This window comes from Alloiococcus otitis ATCC 51267 (assembly GCF_000315445.1).
GTDB classification, from domain to species: domain Bacteria; phylum Bacillota; class Bacilli; order Lactobacillales; family Carnobacteriaceae_A; genus Alloiococcus; species Alloiococcus otitis.
Genome location: NZ_JH992959.1, coordinates 228,627 through 246,952, shown reverse-complemented (window position 1 = coordinate 246,952; position 18,326 = coordinate 228,627). Strand labels below are relative to the sequence as shown.

At 44.9% G+C, this 18,326-nt stretch carries 13 protein-coding genes, 1 tRNA gene and 1 rRNA gene; 14 read left to right on the top strand and 1 reads right to left on the bottom strand.

The features are described from left to right. From rrf to HMPREF9698_RS05945, 10 genes are all read left to right on the top strand, one after another. Positions 1-94: ribosomal RNA gene (gene rrf / locus HMPREF9698_RS09295) — 5S ribosomal RNA — on the top strand; the annotation flags it as partial. 34 nt (positions 95-128) lie between these two features. Further along, positions 129-200, top strand: a tRNA-Asn gene (locus HMPREF9698_RS05985). A 1,086-nt stretch (positions 201-1,286) separates the two neighbouring features. Then, positions 1,287-2,330, top strand: coding sequence for a 3-dehydroquinate synthase (gene aroB, locus HMPREF9698_RS05980; RefSeq protein ID WP_003778312.1), 1,044 nt, complete (start codon positions 1,287-1,289; stop codon positions 2,328-2,330). Then, on the top strand, positions 2,323-3,558 hold the full coding sequence (locus HMPREF9698_RS05975; RefSeq protein ID WP_040292641.1) for a 3-phosphoshikimate 1-carboxyvinyltransferase: 1,236 nt from the start codon (positions 2,323-2,325) through the stop codon (positions 3,556-3,558). Before aroB ends, HMPREF9698_RS05975 begins: the two co-directional genes overlap by 8 nt. After that, on the top strand, positions 3,548-4,639 hold the full coding sequence (gene aroC / locus HMPREF9698_RS05970; protein WP_003778309.1) for a chorismate synthase: 1,092 nt from the start codon (positions 3,548-3,550) through the stop codon (positions 4,637-4,639). The genes HMPREF9698_RS05975 and aroC overlap by 11 nt, the downstream gene beginning before the upstream one ends. After that, positions 4,636-5,928 (top strand): shikimate kinase, encoded by a 1,293-nt coding sequence (locus HMPREF9698_RS05965; protein WP_003778308.1) that lies wholly within the window; start codon positions 4,636-4,638, stop codon positions 5,926-5,928. The genes aroC and HMPREF9698_RS05965 overlap by 4 nt, the downstream gene beginning before the upstream one ends. Beyond that, positions 5,906-6,349 (top strand): type II 3-dehydroquinate dehydratase, encoded by a 444-nt coding sequence (locus HMPREF9698_RS05960; protein ID WP_003778306.1) that lies wholly within the window; start codon positions 5,906-5,908, stop codon positions 6,347-6,349. Before HMPREF9698_RS05965 ends, HMPREF9698_RS05960 begins: the two co-directional genes overlap by 23 nt. Continuing rightward, positions 6,346-8,370, top strand: a complete 2,025-nt coding sequence (gene pabB / locus HMPREF9698_RS05955; RefSeq protein WP_003778304.1) for an aminodeoxychorismate synthase component I — start codon at positions 6,346-6,348, stop codon at positions 8,368-8,370. The genes HMPREF9698_RS05960 and pabB overlap by 4 nt, the downstream gene beginning before the upstream one ends. Positions 8,371-8,372: 2 nt before the next feature. Beyond that, entirely contained in the window at positions 8,373-9,152 is a 780-nt protein-coding gene (gene aroF / locus HMPREF9698_RS05950; protein WP_003778302.1) for a 3-deoxy-7-phosphoheptulonate synthase, read from the top strand. After that, the gene (locus tag HMPREF9698_RS05945; protein ID WP_003778301.1) at positions 9,142-9,858 is read left to right on the top strand and encodes an aminotransferase class IV; all 717 of its coding nucleotides are present in this window, start codon (positions 9,142-9,144) and stop codon (positions 9,856-9,858) included. The genes aroF and HMPREF9698_RS05945 overlap by 11 nt, the downstream gene beginning before the upstream one ends. Before the next feature lie 141 nt (positions 9,859-9,999). Here the strand turns inward: HMPREF9698_RS05945 and HMPREF9698_RS05940 are convergent, their stop codons facing one another. Next, positions 10,000-11,298, bottom strand: a complete 1,299-nt coding sequence (locus tag HMPREF9698_RS05940) for an MFS transporter (protein WP_003778299.1) — start codon at positions 11,296-11,298, stop codon at positions 10,000-10,002. Between the two features lie 649 nt (positions 11,299-11,947). Between HMPREF9698_RS05940 and HMPREF9698_RS05935 the strand changes: the two genes are divergently transcribed. The 4 genes from HMPREF9698_RS05935 to HMPREF9698_RS05920 all read left to right on the top strand — a co-directional run bounded on the left by HMPREF9698_RS05935 (position 11,948) and on the right by HMPREF9698_RS05920 (position 17,568). Next, entirely contained in the window at positions 11,948-12,880 is a 933-nt protein-coding gene (locus HMPREF9698_RS05935; RefSeq protein ID WP_003778297.1) for an NAD(P)H-dependent flavin oxidoreductase, read from the top strand. Positions 12,881-13,004: 124 nt separating this feature from the next. After that, positions 13,005-13,871: an NAD(P)H-dependent flavin oxidoreductase gene (locus HMPREF9698_RS05930; RefSeq protein ID WP_003778295.1), complete on the top strand. Its 867-nt coding sequence runs from the start codon at positions 13,005-13,007 to the stop codon at positions 13,869-13,871. 197 nt (positions 13,872-14,068) lie between these two features. After that, positions 14,069-16,024, top strand: coding sequence for a purple acid phosphatase family protein (locus tag HMPREF9698_RS05925; protein WP_003778293.1), 1,956 nt, complete (start codon positions 14,069-14,071; stop codon positions 16,022-16,024). A 254-nt stretch (positions 16,025-16,278) separates the two neighbouring features. Beyond that, the gene (locus HMPREF9698_RS05920) at positions 16,279-17,568 is read left to right on the top strand and encodes a hypothetical protein (protein ID WP_003778291.1); all 1,290 of its coding nucleotides are present in this window, start codon (positions 16,279-16,281) and stop codon (positions 17,566-17,568) included. Positions 17,569-18,326: the final 758 nt, after the last annotated feature.

Here is an 18,326-nt window from a genome sequence, read left to right as displayed (position 1 = left end):
ACCCACCTGTTCCCATGCCGAACACAGTCGTTAAGCTTCTGAGCGCCGAGGATAATGCAGGGTTTCCCTGTGTGAAAGCCGGACGTTGCCACGCTTCCCTTTTCTTTTATCATTAACATTTTGATGATTCCGCAATAGCTCAGTGGTAGAGCGCGCGACTGTTAATCGCGTTGTCGTAGGTTCGAATCCTACTTGCGGAGTTTTTTTTGTATTATAATGGACTCTAACTGTCCTACTGGTTTTGACAGACTTGCTGAAAGAGTTTAAAAATTCACTAGTCATCAGTTAGCAAAAATATTAAGACCATACACCAAAGGAGTTATTTATAATAGAATAGGGAAATTTTTACCCCCTTAACTATAGACCCTAGCCGAGTTTATCCGGCTAGGCTTTTTTAATATGCTTTTGATTTTTGACCTTGTCAGTTTAATAATTAATGTTATTCTCAAACTTGCCCCTTAGTTTGAGAATTTTTTGCCGTAATTCTCAAACAACAACTGTTACACGAGAATTCTGGCGGTTTTTTCTCAAACAATTAATGTTATTTGAGAATTTAGCCGAATTATTCTCAAGTTAGAAGTGTTATTTGAGAACCCCCAGTATTATCTTAAACAATAACCAGTATATAATAATTTTTAAATCCACCTTAGCCAAGACTAAAATGCTACAATTACCAGCGAAACAGAGTCATGGCGAAAGCGTGCTAGGTGGTCTCCAGTAAACTAATTACTGAAGCAAAGGGCATCATCTTCACACTGGTAAAAAAGGGGTCTGAACTTTAAAAGCTATTTTAAAGGATAGTGTAAGCAATTCAACTTAAATTTGTCAAAAATAAGGTCGGGCCTGGAGGCTAATTGTTTAAAAATTACCTTTGCGAATTTCTCACCAAGGTCAAATGGGATTGGCCCGACCTTCATAATCAATCTGACTTATGAACCTGACTTTTGGCCTATATCAGGATCTCTTTAATAAAGTTAGGTTTAATAATAGAGTAAAGTGTTTTTGCTTACCCCTCCTATCCCCTAGCCTAGCTTACTTGGCTAGGCTTTTTTATTATCCGACTGCTATGCCTAATGCATTATTGGCTATTTATATTGCTAAGGCTAGGTTAGAAGATGGACAACTTATGGTGCATCTTTTTAGAATTTTTTGGGGTCAGTCAAGCTAAGCTTAGCCATAGGACTAAAATTGGATGAAGGCAGGTGAAAAAAATGATACTCTTTGTCATTTTAATATTTAGCTAATCTATGATAGAATCTATTCATAATATAATGAGGGGTGGGTTTATGAAAGTTCCAGTAAAAGACAACCACTACGATATACATATTGGCTACCAGAGCGACGGTCAACTGGTTGATTTTTTATACCAGTTTAAAGACTCTAAGTTTTTAGTAGTAACGGACCAGACCGTCTTTGACATTTACCAAGACCGACTCAAAAGTCTCCTAACTGGCTTGGATGCTAAAATATTTACCATAGCTAGCGGGGAAGGGTCCAAGTCCATGGAGAACTTTGTTGGCATTAACCGCTATTTATCTGAGAATAACTTCACAAGGAGTGATACGGTTATTGCCTTTGGTGGAGGCGTGGTTGGTGACTTGGCAGGTTTTGCTGCCTCAGCCTACCTACGAGGTATTCGCCTTGTCGCGGTCCCCACTAGTCTCCTAGCCATGGTGGACTCGTCGGTTGGGGGGAAAACCGGGATTAACTTCCGGAACTTAAAGAACCAAATTGGTAGTTTTTACTTTCCTTCCTATGTTCATATAGATTATTCTTTTTTAGAAAGCTTAGACAAGCGCAATATCAATAATGGCCTAGCTGAGGTTTTCAAGTATGCGGTTTTGTCTGATGCCGACTTTTTTGCCTACTTGAAAGAAGCGGAAAAATTAGATTTTGAAAAAATCATCCACCAGTCTATTTTGACCAAGTTGGCTTTTGTTAAAAATGATGTGAAAGATAAAGGAAAAAGGCAAAAATTAAACCTGGGTCACACTATTGGTCATGGGATCGAATCGATATCTAACTATGACCTCAACCACGGCGAATCGATCGGGATTGGCACCATCTATATTTCCCGAGCGAGTTATAAGATGGGCCTATGCCAGGAAGATATTGCCCAAGACTTGGTGCAAGCCTTTCATAAGTATGGCCTGCCTACACGGTATGACTTTGATACCCAAGAACTCCTAGAGGCCATTCACCATGACAAAAAAATTGAAGGAGAGGCCATCAATATTATCCTTCCTTTAAGGATGGGAAAGGTAACCAGTCAAAAAGTCTCCTTAAATCGGCTAGCGGAAATCATAGAAATGGGTAAAGATTATGGATAGAATGATTGGCAAGGAAAAGTTACAAGGGGCAATAGATGGCATTTCTTCTAAGTCTTATGCCCACCGAGCTATTTTTTGTGCCGCCCTGTCAAAAGGAGCGTCACAGCTTGTTATCAACCACCTGTCCAAGGATATTGAGGCTTCTCTAAGAGCAGTTAAAGCCATAGGAGTGGAGGTTAAGCAAGAAGGCAGTCACTACTACATTTGTCCGCCAGACCAGTATACAAGTCCAGCTAGGATTCCCGTTGGCGAAAGCGGGACGACTTTAAGACTTTTATTGCCGATTTTGGCTGCTTTAGGGATAGAAGCGGAAGTTATCCGGTCCGGTAGTCTAATTAACCGGACTAATGTGGTTTACTTTGACAGCTTTCCTAAGCATGGGGTGGCGATTTCCCAACAGGGGCCGTCTATCTTTTTAAAGGGCAAGCTTGAGGACTATCACTTTAGCTTGCCAGGGAATATTAGCTCCCAATTTATCTCAGGCTTCCTCCTTGCATCTGGTATTGCTAGCCAACCAGCTCAAATTGATATTACTACGGCTATGGAGTCCAAGCCTTATATTGATATGACCATAGATGTTATGGCCCACTTTGGTGTTCAGGTTAAGCAAGAAGGCTCAACTTACACTTGCCAAGGCCCCTTCCAAGCTCGTTACTATCAAGTCGAAAAGGATTGGTCCAATGCCCTCTTTTTCCTTGCAGGCGGTGTTGAGGTGCAGGGCTTAAACCCTGATTCCAAGCAGGGGGACCGCCAGGCTTTGACTTTTTTACAAAGCCTGGGCTATGAGAATATGTCGCAAAAAGACTTTCACTTAGTTAAACGGCATCCCAGCCAGGAAAAAGTCAGCCTGGATGCCAGAGACATGCCCGATACTGTTCCCATCCTCTGTGTCTTGGCCGGCTTATGTTACACCAAAACCCAGGTGGTCCATACCAAACGACTGCGGTTAAAAGAAAGTGACCGAGTCCTTTCCACTAGCCAGATGTTAGAAAACTTAGGGGTCAAGGTGGACATAGGGGAAGATTCTTTTAGCTTTACAGGAGTTGACCACTACCAGTCCTGTACAGTCCATGCCCACAACGACCACCGGATTGCTATGGCTGCTAGCATTGCAGCAACTTTTGCCGATGGTCCAGTTACCGTGATTGATAGCCACAGTGTGGAAAAATCCTACCCTGGTTTTTTTGAAGATTTTAAATCATTAGGAGGAAAAGTAGATGTCTTATGATATGGGAAAAAATTATAAACTCACCTTGTTTGGCCAGTCTCACTCCCAGTCCATTGGTGTTGTCATCGATGGGATCCAGGCGGGTTATGAAATTAATTATGATTTGATCCGGCGAAATATGTATCGGAGACGGCCAGGAAAAAATAAGTATTCGACCCCGCGTAAGGAGCTAGACGAGTTCAAAATTGTCAGCGGTGAAGTGGATGGTGTCACTTGTGGGGCTCCTATCTGTGCTATTATCGAAAACAAGGACAAGAAAAGTAAAGATTATGATGATATACGGGACAAGCCCCGGCCATCCCATTCCGACTACCCAGCCTATGTCAAGTACCAGGGCCACAATGACATTAGGGGTGGGGGGCAATTTTCAGGCCGGATGACCGCTCCCATGGTCATTGCAGGCTCGATTGCTGAAGACCTTTTACAACAGAGAAATGTCCGGGTTTTTTCACGGGTCAAGCAAATCGGCCAGGCCCATGATGTGGAAGTAGACTATTCGACTATTGACCTAGACCGGCTGGAAAAATTGAAAAACGATGATCTGCCTACTTTAGACGACCAGGCCAAGGCTGCCATGCAAGAAGAGATCCTAAAGGTTAAGGAAGAGGAGGATTCCATTGGGGGGATTGTAGAAGTGGTGGTTTTAAATATGCCTGTCGGTTACGGTCAGCCTCGCTTTCATTCAGTTGAGTCCCAATTGGCCTCCGCCATCTTTTCGGTCCCCGCTGTCAAGGGGATTGAATTTGGCAGTGGCTTTAAGGCAGCTGAAATGCGAGGAAGTGAACACAATGACCCCTATTATTACGATGGCGACCAGGTGAAAACCAAGACCAACAACCACGGTGGAGTCATTGGTGGCTTGACCTCTTCCATGCCGATTGTCTTTCGAGTGCCGGTTAAACCCACTTCTTCTATTGGTAAGGTCCAAGATACGATCTCTCTCAAGAATAAAACCAACACCCAACTCAAAATTGAAGGACGGCATGATCCCTCTATTGTTCCCCGGGCAGCAGTTGCCCTTGAAATGGTGACCGCTATCGCCATTTTGGACCTCCTAATCGAAGGGGACAAGGAAAGATGAGACAGAAGAAAGACCAAGACCCAGTTAACTTAGCTGACCTGGGGCAGTTTGACTACGGTTTGATTGGGGCAAGTCTCTCCCATAGTAAATCCCAAGAAATTCATGAAGCTTTTGGCTACTATTCCTACCGGCTCGTTAATATTCCAGCCCAGGACTTAGAAGCATTTATGAAGCAAAGAAGCTTTAAAGGGATTAATGTGACCATTCCCTATAAAGAAACAGTCATGTACTATTTGGACTACGTTGACCCAAGGGCCCAGGAAATTGGGGCCGTCAACACCATCGTCAACCAGAACGGCCACTTACTAGGCTATAATACCGACTACCTGGGCTTTGCCCACAGCTTGAAAGCCTATGGGATCCATTTAAAGGGTAAAAAAGTCATGGTTTTAGGTAGTGGCGGGGCCAGCAAGATGGTCCAGACTTATGCCAAGGACCATTCAGCTCAAGAAATCATTGTGATAAGTCGGTCCGGGCCCAAGGATTACTATATGCTTGACCAGTTTCAAGACTTTGACACCATTATCAATGCCACTCCGGTTGGCATGTACCCCCATAATCTGGAATCCAAGATTGACCTGGCCAACTTTCAACATTTAGACAGTGTCATTGACTTGATCTATAATCCCTTAAAGACTAAGCTCCTCCTAGAGGCCAAAGAAAAAGGGGTCAAGATCATGTCGGGCCTTTTGATGCTGGTCGCCCAGGCTTTTTATGCCTGCCAAATCTTTACGGGCCAAGACTTAGAAGAAGCATTACTGGCCCATGTTTATTCCAAGGTCAAAAAAGACCTGGCAAATATTGCGCTGATTGGGATGCCAGCTTCGGGCAAGACGACCATGGCCCAACTCCTAGGTCAAAAGACCGGTCGCCCGGTCTTAGACATCGACCAGCTGGTGGAAGAGCGGGCAGGCACGACCATTCCTAGTCTTTTTAACCAATACGGTGAAGACTACTTCCGCCAACTGGAAAGCCAGGTCCTAGCAGAAGTTAGCAAAGAAGGGGGCCAGGTGATTGCAACAGGGGGTGGATCTGTCTTAAGAAGGGCCAACCGGCTTATGCTAGCCCAAAATTCATTCCTGGTTTATCTCAACCGGCCAGTGGACAAGCTGGATACTAGCAAGCGGCCCTTGTCCAAGAACCTAACCAGTCTCAAACAGATGGCCCAAGCAAGGCGCCCCTTATATGAAGGCCTGGCTGATTTACAAGTGGATGTTGTAGAAGACAAAGAGGCAACCCTAGACTTGATATGGAAAGGTTTGGCTGATGATGAGAATTTTAGTGATTAATGGTCCCAATATTAACCTACTAGGAGTCAGAGAAGTAGAGGTCTATGGCCAGGAAAGTTACCAAGCCTTATTGGACTTACTCGACCAAGTCCAGGCAGAATTAGGGGTTGAGCTAACCCACTTCCAGTCTAACCATGAAGGGGACTTGGTTGATTTTATCCAAGCCAACTACCAGGATGCAGACGGGATTGTCATCAATCCGGCAGCCTACACCCACACTAGCATTGCCCTTTTGGATGTCTTGAAGGCCGTTGAGTTGCCGACAGTGGAAGTCCACTTGTCAAACTTATCCAAACGGGAAGACTTCCGCCAAGTCAACTATGTCAGGGACTTTGCCATCCAGTCATTTGAAAACTTGGGCATTGCAGGCTACCGCAAGGCTATAAACTACCTTAGAGACTATTTGGAGGAACAAGGATGAAGTCACTCATTATCGATAACTATGATTCTTATACTTACAACTTATACCAGCTTATTGGGAAGGTCACCGGGAAAGAGCCCATGGTGATTAAAAATGACCAGATGACCTACCAAGAACTATTGGATCTCGACTTTGATAATGTCATTATTTCACCGGGACCTGGTAGTCCGGACCGGGACAAGGACTTCGGCTTATGCCGGCAAGTGATTGAGGAACTGGATAAGCCCATCTTTGGCATCTGCCTGGGCCACCAAGGCATTTATTACTATAACGGCGGCAACTTAGTGGGAGCTGCTGTCCCCATGCATGGTCGGCAGAGTTCGGTCTACCATAATGGGAAAAATATCTTTGACGGCATTGACCAAGGTTTTGAGGTCAACCGCTACCACTCCATCGTCTGTGAAGACAAGGAGTTGGAGAATATTCAAATTGATGCTAGAACCGATGACGGGATTGTCATGGCCCTGTCCCACAAGACCAAGCCTATCTATGGGGTCCAATTCCATCCAGAATCCATTGCCACCCAGTATGGGGAAAAAATGATGGAAAACTTTATGGCCTTGTGCCAGGACTACTATAACCAGTCCAGTCTTTATTATGAAAAAGTTCCGGGAACTAGGGACAGCCAAGACCTCTACGATCAATTGGCCAAGATTGATGACCAAGTACTTTGGCTCGACTCCAGCAAGGTGGAGTCTGGCCTGTCCCGGTTTTCCATCTTTGGCATGGCTGGGCCGAAGCGAGGCCACACTTTAAAATACGATGTCGACCAAAAAGCAGTGAAAAAGCAGGATAGCCAGTCCAAGCCAGTTGAAAGTTTCCAGACTGACATTTTTTCTTACTTAAAAGCTAACAGACCTAAATGGCCTTACGAGCCGGCCTTGCCCTTTGACTTTCAGTTGGGCTATATTGGCTACATCGGCTATGAGGTCAAAAAAGATACAGTCCAGGTCCACAACAAGCACCAGTCACCCTATCCGGATGCTTATTTTACTTATTGTGACCGGGCCTTGGTCTATGACCACCAGGAAAAAGACCTTTACTTCCTCTCCTACCAGGATGACCAAGACTGGATTCAAGAAGTCAAAGATAGGCTAAATCAGGCAGTAGAAGCCAAGCAAGCAGGCCCAATAGGCAAGCAAGACTTTCCACGACTAGCCTTCGTCAAAAACAAAGCAGACTATATCAAAGACATTGAAACCATTCAAGACTTGATCAAGGCTGGGGAAAGCTATGAAGTTTGTTTGACCAACCGACTGGATATTGAGGGTCAGATTGATGGCCTAACCTATTACAAACACCTGCGCCGGGAAAGCCCTGGCCAGTACTCTGCCTTCCTACCCTTAGATGGCTTTCAAGTTCTTTCTTCTTCCATGGAACGATTTATCAATGTCGACCAGGACCGGGTCGTGACCACCAAACCCATCAAGGGGACGGTTCGACGAGGGACAGATGATCAAGAAGACCAGGACTTGATTGAAGGTCTTCGCAGTGAAGAGAAAACCAAGGCGGAAAACCTGATGATTGTTGATCTCTTGCGCAATGACCTGGGACGTTTTTGTGAAATCGGGTCGGTTGAAGTGCCCAAACTCATGGATGTGGAAACTTACTCCACCCTCCACCAGTTGGTTACCACGGTTTCAGGACGGGTAAAGGAAGACATAGACGTGGTCGAGGTGCTAGAAAATACCTTCCCGGGAGGGTCCATGACAGGGGCCCCTAAAAAAAGAACCCTGGAAATTATTGACGACTTAGAAGATGTTCCAAGAGGGATCTATTCCGGGACCATTGGCTTTTTGGCCAACAACTCCACTATGGACTTCAACATTGTCATCCGGACCAGTGTGGTGGAAGCAGACAAGGCAAGTATAGGCCTAGGGGGTGCGATTGTCATGCTATCAGATCCGGAAGAAGAGTTTGATGAAGTTGTTTTAAAAGCTAAGGGGGCCTTATCCGCCTTGCAAGCTTATTACCAAACTGATGACCCAATTAAGATTGAAGGAAGTAATGAGGGGGAATAAAAATGGGGATGCCAGCAAATCAAAAAGTTGTGAAGGTAAAAGATTTAGTTATCGGACAAGGTCAAGCTGTCCTGATCGCGGGTCCTTGTTCAATTGAATCAAGAGACCATATTCTAGAAGAAGCCAAGTCCTTGAAAAAAATCGGAGTTGACCTTCTGCGGGGCGGGGCCTTCAAACCACGAACCAAGCCTGACACCTTCCAAGGCCTAGGCTTTGAGGGGCTGGATTATTTGAAAGAAGCTTCGGAAGAGACTGGTTTGCCGATCGTGACGGAGGTTTTGAGTGAAGACCATGTCGAGATCATGACCGACTATGCCGATATTTTCCAAATCGGGGCCCGGAACATGTACAACTACTCTTTATTGAAGAAGGTAGGAGCTAGTGGCAAACCAGTCCTGTTAAAACGTGGTTTGTCTGCTACTCTCCATGAGTGGGAGATGGCCGCTAAGTACATTGAGCAAGAAGGCAATGACCAGATTATCTTCTGTGAGCGGGGGATCCGGACCTTTGAGACGGAAACCCGCAATACCCAGGACCTGGCTGGTGCCTACTTAATTAAGGAAAAAACAGGCTATCCAGTTATCGTTGACCCCAGTCACGGGACAGGCAAGCGGCAATTAATTGAACCCATGACCAAGGCAGCCTTGGCCATGGGAGCAGATGGGGTCATGGTAGAAGTCCACTCCCAGCCTGATGAGGCCTGGACGGATGCGGCCCAAACCATTGACTACATCACTTACCGCAGAATTGCAGACCAAGTGAGGGGATATAATGAAAATTGAATTTGACCAAGGATTTTCCTTTGGTAAGGGGGCATTTGAAACCATCAAGGTGGTGGGTAACCGCCCCCTCTTTTTGCAGGCCCACTTATCCCGGCTGGCGTCTAGTTTGGAATTTTTTGGCATTGAGCAAGAGCTGGATCAAGATCGTATCTTCGACTACATTAACCAGGTTGATGGGGACAATTTTGCTTTAAAGCTGATGGTATCTGATGACAACTTTATCCTCACCCACCGACCAGACCCCTACCAGGATAACCAAGGCAAGTTCCACTTAACCATTTCCAATGTCCAAAGAAACACTACTTCTAAACTCATCTACCACAAGAGCTTGGCCTACTATGAAAATATTTTGGAAGACCACTTAGCCAAAGACCAGGGCTTTGATACAGCCCTCTTTGTTAATGAATCTGGCCAGCTGGCAGAAACTTGCTTTGCCAATATTTTCTTGGTCAAGGACGGAAAAATTTATACCCCAGCCCTCTCCTCTGGTCTCCTAGCAGGCACTATGCGGGCTTACTTGCTTGAAAATTACGCCATTGAAGAAGCCGTGATCCCGGCCCAAGACTTGGCCAGTTTCGATGAATGTTTTATCAGCAATGCCCTGATGGGGGTCCGGAATGTAGCAGTCATTGATGACTACACTTACCCTAATGACCAGGTGTCCCAAGCTATCCAGACCGACCTCGCCAAATTCGGTTTCCGCTAACAGCTAACTTTTGTAGGCCATATTAAAAGGACTTGCTAAGTTTTAGCAAGTCCTTTTTAATAGGAAACCTTGACCAGACACTTAGGGTCTTGGTCAAGGTTTTGATGTGTGGTTGCTTATCCTTGTCTAAAGAAAATCATCTTATTGGTTATTAGAAGGAAGGCGTTGTTCTTCCATGTTCTTGCTGATTCGGCTTAGGACAACGGTTAGGATGAGGGCTAGGATTAAAGCACCTGCCGCTACAGACCAAGGAACCATGAAGCTGCCTGAGAGGTCTAGGATGGTAGAAGTAAGGATAGGACCAACTGCTGCACCTAAACCTGCAAAGGTTGTCATTAAACCAACGATCTTACTGTAGTTAACATTCCCAAAGACATCTTGGGTAAGAGTAGGGACGGAAATGGTACCAATAGCGTTCCCGATCCCAAACAAGAGCATGGCAATAACTGCTAAGACTTGGCTACCGTTGACCAACATAATGCATAGGACACCAGCTAGCATGAAGGCAGCAACGATAAAGGTAGAAACAAAGGCATTGGTCCGGTCACTTAAAGCCCCCATGAAGTATTTACCCACAATAACGGCTGCCGCTTGGACAGATAGGAGGATAGAGGCAAATTCAGGTGAAAATCCAGTTTCTACAAAGTATTCGTAAGCAATGGTGAAGAAAATCAAACCAACTAGGGAACCAACAATAATAATGAAGGCTGTGATATAAAAGGCTGCAGTTGATTTGGCCTTGCTGAGGGTAATCCCGTAGTTACTGTCTTCTTTGACGGAAGAGCCACCACTTTCACCATCAGGTGACCCAGTCCCAATTTTTTGGATGCCTTCTGCTTCAGGGCTTTCTTTAATGGCGAAAATGACAAAAGGCAAAACGATCAGGGTAGACAGGATGGCTAGGAAGATGTAACCGGCCCGCCAGCTGGCTTCAAAGTTTTCAATAATTTGGGTCATAACTGGGGTCAAGATCATGGCACCAAAACCACTACCGGTCATGGCAATCCCAACAGCGTTACCTGCTAGTTTCTTACCAAACCAGACGTTCACGATAACTGAAATCCCCACATTGGTTACCAATGGAAGGGCAAAACCCATGATGGCTGCAATAACATAGTTTAAGTAAATGGTTGGGGAGAAGGCTAATGCAAGGAAACCAATAATAGCGATTAAAGTTGATGCCAGCATGGTTTTCTTCATCCCAAATTTATCGAAGAAGTAACCTGAGGTCATGGACCCGAACATCGAGAAGAGGGTGATCATGGAGAATTGGATGGAAACGGTGGATGTGGGTACGTCAAAGGATTCAGCAATCGGCCCGATCAAGACACTCATAAGAGCTAGACCGGCTGGGAAGATAATAGCCATTGCTAGGAATCCGGTGACGACTATCCACCAACCTGGGTAGACACCGTCATGCTTCTTTAAATCTTGTGACATAATAATTGCTCCTTTATAAATAATATTTTTAGGTCTCTTTGTCATCTTCTGCTTAGCTTGAAATGACGGATAGATTTTTATTGATAAGTGGTACGAATCTCCTTCCTAGACTTGGCCTACACAGGATTAAAAACGCTTTCTTTTTGACATAAAAGCCTATCCTTCCAAATCTTTTCTAGGCAATAGCCCAGTGGTCTCATTACAAGTTATAATGGACCTATCATAGTATGGACTTGGTCGACCAAAAGCATCCCTCCATCTATAATCTTGTCATTGGTTTAAATATACACTATTATTGGGGGGCTTGTCAAAGTAAATTCATAAAATTGTGACACCGATTTCAAAGGCTCTATGATAATGATACTAACCCGTATTTAATTTTTATGAAAAGGCTTAAGGAAAGCTTGATTCCATGGGATTTTATCCCTGGTATTTTTTCTTATAAGTTAGCCATAAATAGACTGCTACACCCCATTGAAATAAGCAAGTATTAAGAGTGATCATTTCATTTTGCCAATAATTGAGCAATGTTTTCCTCTTAAATACTGTTAATAAGGCAAAACTAGACCTATATTTTTAAAATTTCACTAGCTATCGAGTTAAGGATAGGGTAAGATAAAAATGAAATCACTACAAGGAGGAAGATAAGATGATTGATAAACGTTTAACCGACCTCTTGGGAACCCAGTACCCGATTATTCAAGGTGGGATGGCCCGGATTAGTAAGCCAGAATTAGTCAGTGCCGTCAGCAATGCAGGGGGTCTTGGAGTTTTAACCTCGGTTGGGGTGGATGCAGCGGGCTTTCGGGCGGACATCCAGGAAATCCGCCGTTTGACAGACAAGCCCTTTGGGGTCAACTTGATGTTGCAATTGGACAATATTCCTGAATTGCTGGAAGTTGTCAAGGAAGAAAAACCAGCCATTGTCTTGACTGGAGCGGGGACCCCGAAAGACTTTGCCCAGGACTTACAAGCGCTTGGCATCAAGGTTATCCCGGTTGTCTCTGCCGTCAAGCATGCTAAGAAAATGGAAGCCTTGGGTGTGGATGCAGTTGTGTGTGAAGGCCAAGAAGCTGGTGGTCACATTGGGATCACGTCTACCATGGCCACCTTGCCCCAGGTGGTGCAAGCTGTTGATATTCCAGTTATTGCTGCTGGTGGAATCGGGTCAGGCCAGGCCATTGCTGCAGCAGAATGTTTAGGGGCATGCGGGGTACAAATAGGGACCCTGTTTTTGGCAGCAGAAGAGTGTGCCATTAGCGAGGCCTACCGCCAGCAGGTCATTGATGCCGGCGACCAAGATACCATTGTTACTGGAATCAGTACCGGTGGCCGGGTCAGGTCCGTTGCCTCTCCCTTCTTGGCTGAACTCTTGTCTGATGAATTAAAAGGGTTAGACCCTAAAGTCTTTTTGGAAAGAACCCAAGGATCTTATGGCCGGGCTATTGCCGGAGAAATTGACCAAGGCACCATACAGGCTGGCGAAGTAGCAGGTCAAGTTAAAGCCAAGTCTACTGCTAAAGCAATCATTGACCGGCTCGTGGCTGAATACCAGGAAACCGTGGCCAAGTTTCAGAGTTAAAATGCCTTTCATTCAAAAGGGGCTTTCCATTTGTGACAAACTTCCTTTTATCCCTAGTATTTGTTGGAGATCTGGTATATCATATAAAAGGAATTTATAAAGAATGGAAAGAAGATGGTAGACTATGATGGATGAGCGACTAACCAGCCTACTGGGCATAAGCTACCCGATCATTCAAGGCGGGATGGCGAAGATTTCTAGACCTAGCCTGGTCTCTGCCGTGAGTCAGGCGGGCGGTTTGGGGGTCTTGACTTCCATGGGGCTGACTCCCCAAGAGTTGAGCCAGGATATCCAGGAAGTCCAAAAGCAGATTGACCAGCCTTTTGCTGTCAACCTGATGCTTCAACAAGATAATATTTTTGACCTCCTAGAAGTCATTAAAGAAATGAACCCCCCTGTGGTGATGACCGGTGCTGGCAGTCCCAAAGCTTTTGTCCAAGATTTAAAGGATTTAGGTATTAAGGTCATCCCAGTCCTGTCGACAGTGAGCCAGGCCAAGAAAATGGAAGCCTTAGGGGTGGATGCTATCGTAGTAGAAGGTCAGGAAGCAGGTGGTCACATCGGTTGGACGTCAACCATGGCTGTATTGCCTCAGGTGGTCCAGGCAGTTGACATTCCAGTAGTAGCGGCTGGTGGTATCGGGTCGGGTCAGGCCATTGCAGCAGCGGAATGTCTGGGAGCTTGTGGTGTTCAGTTGGGGACCTTGTTTTTGTCGGCTAAAGAATGCCCCATCAGTGACTTCTACCGCAAAAAATTACTGGCCTGTCAGGACCAGGACACCCTGGTTAGTGAATTGCACCCAGGTGGCCGGGTTCGGAGTTTGAAAGCTAGCTCTCAAGATGACCCTGACCTCTTGGCCAAGGAAGGAGAAGCTGGCCTCCATTATGCTGGGGAAGTGGCTGGACAGGTTAACCATCTTGCCTCTGTCCAAGAAATTATGGACCAACTTTTAGCCCAATACCAATCGACCCTAGCTAAACTAATTCAATAACTTTGAGGACTGGTCTTGTGACCGGTCCTTTTTTACTTACCTGGAGGAGCAATCATTTATTTACACTCTTAAAATAAAATTTACAATATTTACAAAAACTTGACTTGTAATTTATTGGAAAAAAGTATTTGCCTTGTAGAATTAGAATTGTGTAGACGTTGCCCACAACTTGTAGACTAAAACAGGAGGCTATTTTAATGAGCAAATCTCACTATTTTAAGAAGCTATCGCTAATTTTTTCTTCAGCACTTGTCCTAGCAGCTTGCCAACCGAATGAAGGCGAAGTTGAAGATACTGAAGCTGAGACTAGTCAAGAAGCAGAAGAAGACAGTCAGGATGAAACTGCTGGTGAAGAAAATGGTGGCCAAGATGAAGAGGAAGAATCTGATTCTGAAGGTGGCGAAGATTCAGAAGATGGCGAAGAGGACTCAGAAGATGACGGCGAATCTGACGACGATTCAGATGAAGACGCAGAAGATGGCGATGGAGAAGAAAGTGATGTGGCTGGCGTTGAATTATCAGACGAAAAGCCAGAAGTAGCAGAAGTTGAAGACAACAACGCTCCTAACCGTATCATCACCACCTTTAACGGGGACTCCCAAACCCAAATGGGCTTTAACTGGTACACTACCGAAGCCTTTGATGATGCTAAGGTTTGGGTTTCGACCGAAGAAGACCTAAGCGATGCCCAAGAGTTTGAAGCTGAAGTGGAGCAAGTCACCAACCGTTACGGTGAGCGGACTGAAGACGGCCATTTTATCTTTGCTGATGTGGAGCTTAACGATGAAGGGGAACCGGTTGAAGAAGACGGCGAACCGATTATCAATGGCTATTACACTGATGAAAATATCGATGTTGAGAACAAAGACTGGACTGGTGGCGAAGTTGGGCAATTAGAATTAATTGACGTCGACGAACATGTCTACAAGGCTGTCGCAACTGATTTAGAACCCGGAACAACTTACTACTACCAAGTCGGATCTGAAGAAGGGGAGAAAAGTGAAGTCGGAAGTTTCAAAACTTCGGGTGGCGATGACGACTCCTTTACCTTTATCCAATACACAGACACCCAGAACGCCTACTGGAATGAACATGTTCGTAACGAAGCGTCATTTGGGGCTGACACTATCGCAAAAGCCTTAGAAACAGTTGAAGACCCAGACTTTGTAGTCCACTCAGGTGACGTTGTGGAGATTGCTGAAGTGGAAGATGAATGGGTTGACCTCTTCACCCAATCAGAAGAATCCTTCTTGCAAATTCCTTTCATTGTTGCACCAGGTAACCACGATGAATATGCCCTTGCCTATGATGACGACATGCTAACAGAGGCCTTCAACCAGCACATTAACGTGCCAGCAGCCAACGATGCCATTGACGGTGGGTCATACTACTCGGTCACCTACAACAATGCCCACATTGTTACCTTGAACACTAACGACAACAAGGAATCAGACGACAACCCTGACGGAAAAGCAATTGGAGATGAACAGTTGGCGTGGATCGAAGAAGATATCAACCAAGCCCGAGAAAATGGGGCTGAGTGGATTATCTTGAACTACCACAAGCCACTCTTCTCTAAATCCTACCACTCCCTCCAAGATGAGGATGTGCAATTAGTCAGAGAAGAATTTATGGAATTAATTGACCGCTTAGACGTTGATCTGGCCCTTCAAGGTCATGACCACGTTATTTCCCAAACCAAACCCCTAACCTTCGTTCCAAGTGATGTCAGCTTCTCAAATGCGGAGGTTGATGAAGAATCCATTACTGAAGAAGATGGAGTTAAGACTTACACCAACCCTGAGGGGACAGTCTTTGTTCTACCAAACAATGGGGGGACCAAGGCTTACGACGACATCTACAGCAAAAATATCGACCGCCTTCACGAAGTCCGACCTAAACTGGACTGGTTGACAGAAGAAGACGTGGAATACTGGAACAACCTCTTTGAATTTGGTGAACAGCCTCAAGATGCTCCTGAGTTTGAAGAATCCCACTCCAATGCCCGTGACTCCGCTATTCAAAACTTTGCGGTTTACACTGTCGAAAGCAACCGAATTGCTGTTGAAATTTACCAAATCGAAGGTGAATTGCTTGAAGGGGAAGACCGTAGTGTTGAACTAGCCCACGAATTTGAAATTACCAAAGACTAAAGGCACGCCTATCCTAGCGACAAATGGATAGAACTTACGAAAACCACTGGACCCAGCTTTCGGGGTCTAGTGGTTTTTAACTAGCGCTTGTGGCTCTTAGAATTGCAGAGAATTTGCTTTTACGCAATTAAAAGGGAGACGAAATCTTTTGCAACATTGGAAAATAAGCTAAGAGTAATGGAAATATGGATAGACCCTTGATATAATTTAAGGGTGTATACTTTTTTTAAAACTGAGAATTGGGAGATTTGTTCATGCTAAAAAAAGCTTTATTAATCCTTGGAGCTGGCTTGTTAACAGCCTGCTCCATGTATACTGTTGATGAGGAAGACCAAGAAGAAGAGGCGAGCCAAGAAGAAGCTAGTCAAGGGGAGGACAGTCAAAAAGAGGGCCAGGAAAGTGAGGAGGACAGTAATGACTTGGCCTTTGTCTTGCAAGAGTCCGACCGCCTAGCCCAAGTATCCCCCTTTAACGATGATGCCCTTGCCTTCTTATCTGAGCAGGTAGAAGCAGACGAAGATGGGGAGATTGGGGAAGTAGGCGAATTAACCCTGGACTACTCTGGTATCTACCTCAGTGCAGAAGAGGAATTGTACGGGGTTTACCTCCTAACTAACCGCCTGAACTTGGACATGACCAACTTGTCCTTTGAAGTCACCCACTACAATTCAGCAGGCCAGGCAGTCTTGGAAAACTACCCCCTTTACTTGGGCAGTGACATGTTCGGTGTCTTAGAACAAGGGACAGCCATGCCGGTTTATATCGAACTCCCCCTAGATGATCCTGAAGCCATTGATGGGGAAGGTTTTCAGGACGGGGAGATCACTTTAGCCAATTTGAACTTTGATACTGAAGATGACTTGATTGACGGGCTCGAAGAGGAAGAAGTAGCCGATGATGACCAGGAAGAAGAGACTGATGACCAAGAAGATCAAACTCCTGAAGGCTACAATGTGGGCTACAACCCAACTTATGTGATGACTGTTCGCCAACAAGAGGAATTATTAGCTGATATTGAAAGTGGGGACGTTCCAGACCTTGCTGTCACTACTCCACCCGTTATTGCCAATGACCCCCAAGGCGATGATATCATGGCCATGGTCCAAGATGAAAATATTGTCAACCCAGCTGCCGGTTTTTCACTAGATGGCCAGCTAACCCTTTACTGGACCGGGATCGCAACAGGTAACTACGAGACAACTATTTTCATGTTAGCTAACCGGACCGACCAGGCTTACAGCGATTTTAACTTGACCCTAGACTTTGCCAACAGTGACGACCAAGTCATACTAGACCAGGAAGAGCTCCACTTGTCTGCTGAAGATTATGGGCAAGTAGAAGCCAATAGCTTGACCCCTATCTTGGTTGACATACCTGAAGATTCTCGTCCTGCCCTTGAGCGACTATTAGACCCAGAAGAAGCCTTGGCACCCCAATATGAACTGGTCGATAGCCCAGACCAGGATGGGGAGTCAGATGAGGGTCAGGAAGACGATAATGACCAGGAAGAGGAAGACCAAGCAGACCAGGTAGAAGATAATTAATCTAGCTAAGGAAAAATCCTCGGTTTAATTTCTTAAAAAATTAATTTAGTCTCACCCCAAATTTTGATGGTAGTCAAAAGTTTGCTTGGTGGGACTTTTTATTATGGATTGTCAATCGGGGCTAATAAAGCGCTTTAAATAAATTATTTTATTCACAAAGTTTGAGCGTATGTAAAAGCCTTTACATTTTATTAATGATTTAAAAGTTTGAAAATGTTCTCATTATAAGATTTGCCCGTATAAATCCTTATAGCTATTTTTTATAAGAGATTTAATATGAAGTTACCTCTTTCACTATTGTTTTTTTCAAAATGTTTTCTCTTTACCGTTACCGCTTTCCTTGATATGATGTAATCACAAAGTCAAAGGAGGGATGGTGACTGAGGGATAGCCGAGTGCTTCCTTCACTGGACTAGGTTAGGTCATTGACTTTCAACAAAAAAGACCATCTTAGATTTTGAAGATGGACAAGCTAGCTGAATTGCTTTGAAGACTTGCTAGTTTGTTTAACATTAACAGTAAAAGTCGCACATGGATTCTTTCCTAACACAAACATCAAGGGGTATTCATCCTAGGAACAGGATGAGGAGAACTGTGGCAATATGGGAGTCCAAAGCCCTTCTTTAACGGTAGCTTAACCCTTTTGCTTCTTTTGATGTTGGAAAGGAAAGCCAGCTCGACTTTCAAATTTGTTCTTTGAAGTTGAAGTTTATTAACCACCTGAAATTTGCCACAGTTTAATTTAACGTCAGTAGTCA

Bases quoted from the DNA above. Each gene is read 5' to 3' on its own strand.
- HMPREF9698_RS05925 (WP_003778293.1), top strand. From the start codon at position 14,069: ATGAGCAAATCTCACTATTTTAAGAAGCTATCGCTAATTTTTTCTTCA.
- HMPREF9698_RS05920 (WP_003778291.1), top strand. From the start codon at position 16,279: ATGCTAAAAAAAGCTTTATTAATCCTTGGAGCTGGCTTGTTAACAGCC.
- HMPREF9698_RS05930 (WP_003778295.1), top strand. From the start codon at position 13,005: ATGATGGATGAGCGACTAACCAGCCTACTGGGCATAAGCTACCCGATC.
- HMPREF9698_RS05935 (WP_003778297.1), top strand. From the start codon at position 11,948: ATGATTGATAAACGTTTAACCGACCTCTTGGGAACCCAGTACCCGATT.
- HMPREF9698_RS05945 (WP_003778301.1), top strand. From the start codon at position 9,142: ATGAAAATTGAATTTGACCAAGGATTTTCCTTTGGTAAGGGGGCATTT.
- pabB (WP_003778304.1), top strand. From the start codon at position 6,346: ATGAAGTCACTCATTATCGATAACTATGATTCTTATACTTACAACTTA.
- HMPREF9698_RS05975 (WP_040292641.1), top strand. From the start codon at position 2,323: ATGGATAGAATGATTGGCAAGGAAAAGTTACAAGGGGCAATAGATGGC.
- HMPREF9698_RS05940 (WP_003778299.1), bottom strand. From the start codon at position 11,298: ATGTCACAAGATTTAAAGAAGCATGACGGTGTCTACCCAGGTTGGTGG.
- aroC (WP_003778309.1), top strand. From the start codon at position 3,548: ATGTCTTATGATATGGGAAAAAATTATAAACTCACCTTGTTTGGCCAG.
- aroB (WP_003778312.1), top strand. From the start codon at position 1,287: ATGAAAGTTCCAGTAAAAGACAACCACTACGATATACATATTGGCTAC.
- HMPREF9698_RS05965 (WP_003778308.1), top strand. From the start codon at position 4,636: ATGAGACAGAAGAAAGACCAAGACCCAGTTAACTTAGCTGACCTGGGG.
- aroF (WP_003778302.1), top strand. From the start codon at position 8,373: ATGGGGATGCCAGCAAATCAAAAAGTTGTGAAGGTAAAAGATTTAGTT.
- HMPREF9698_RS05960 (WP_003778306.1), top strand. From the start codon at position 5,906: ATGATGAGAATTTTAGTGATTAATGGTCCCAATATTAACCTACTAGGA.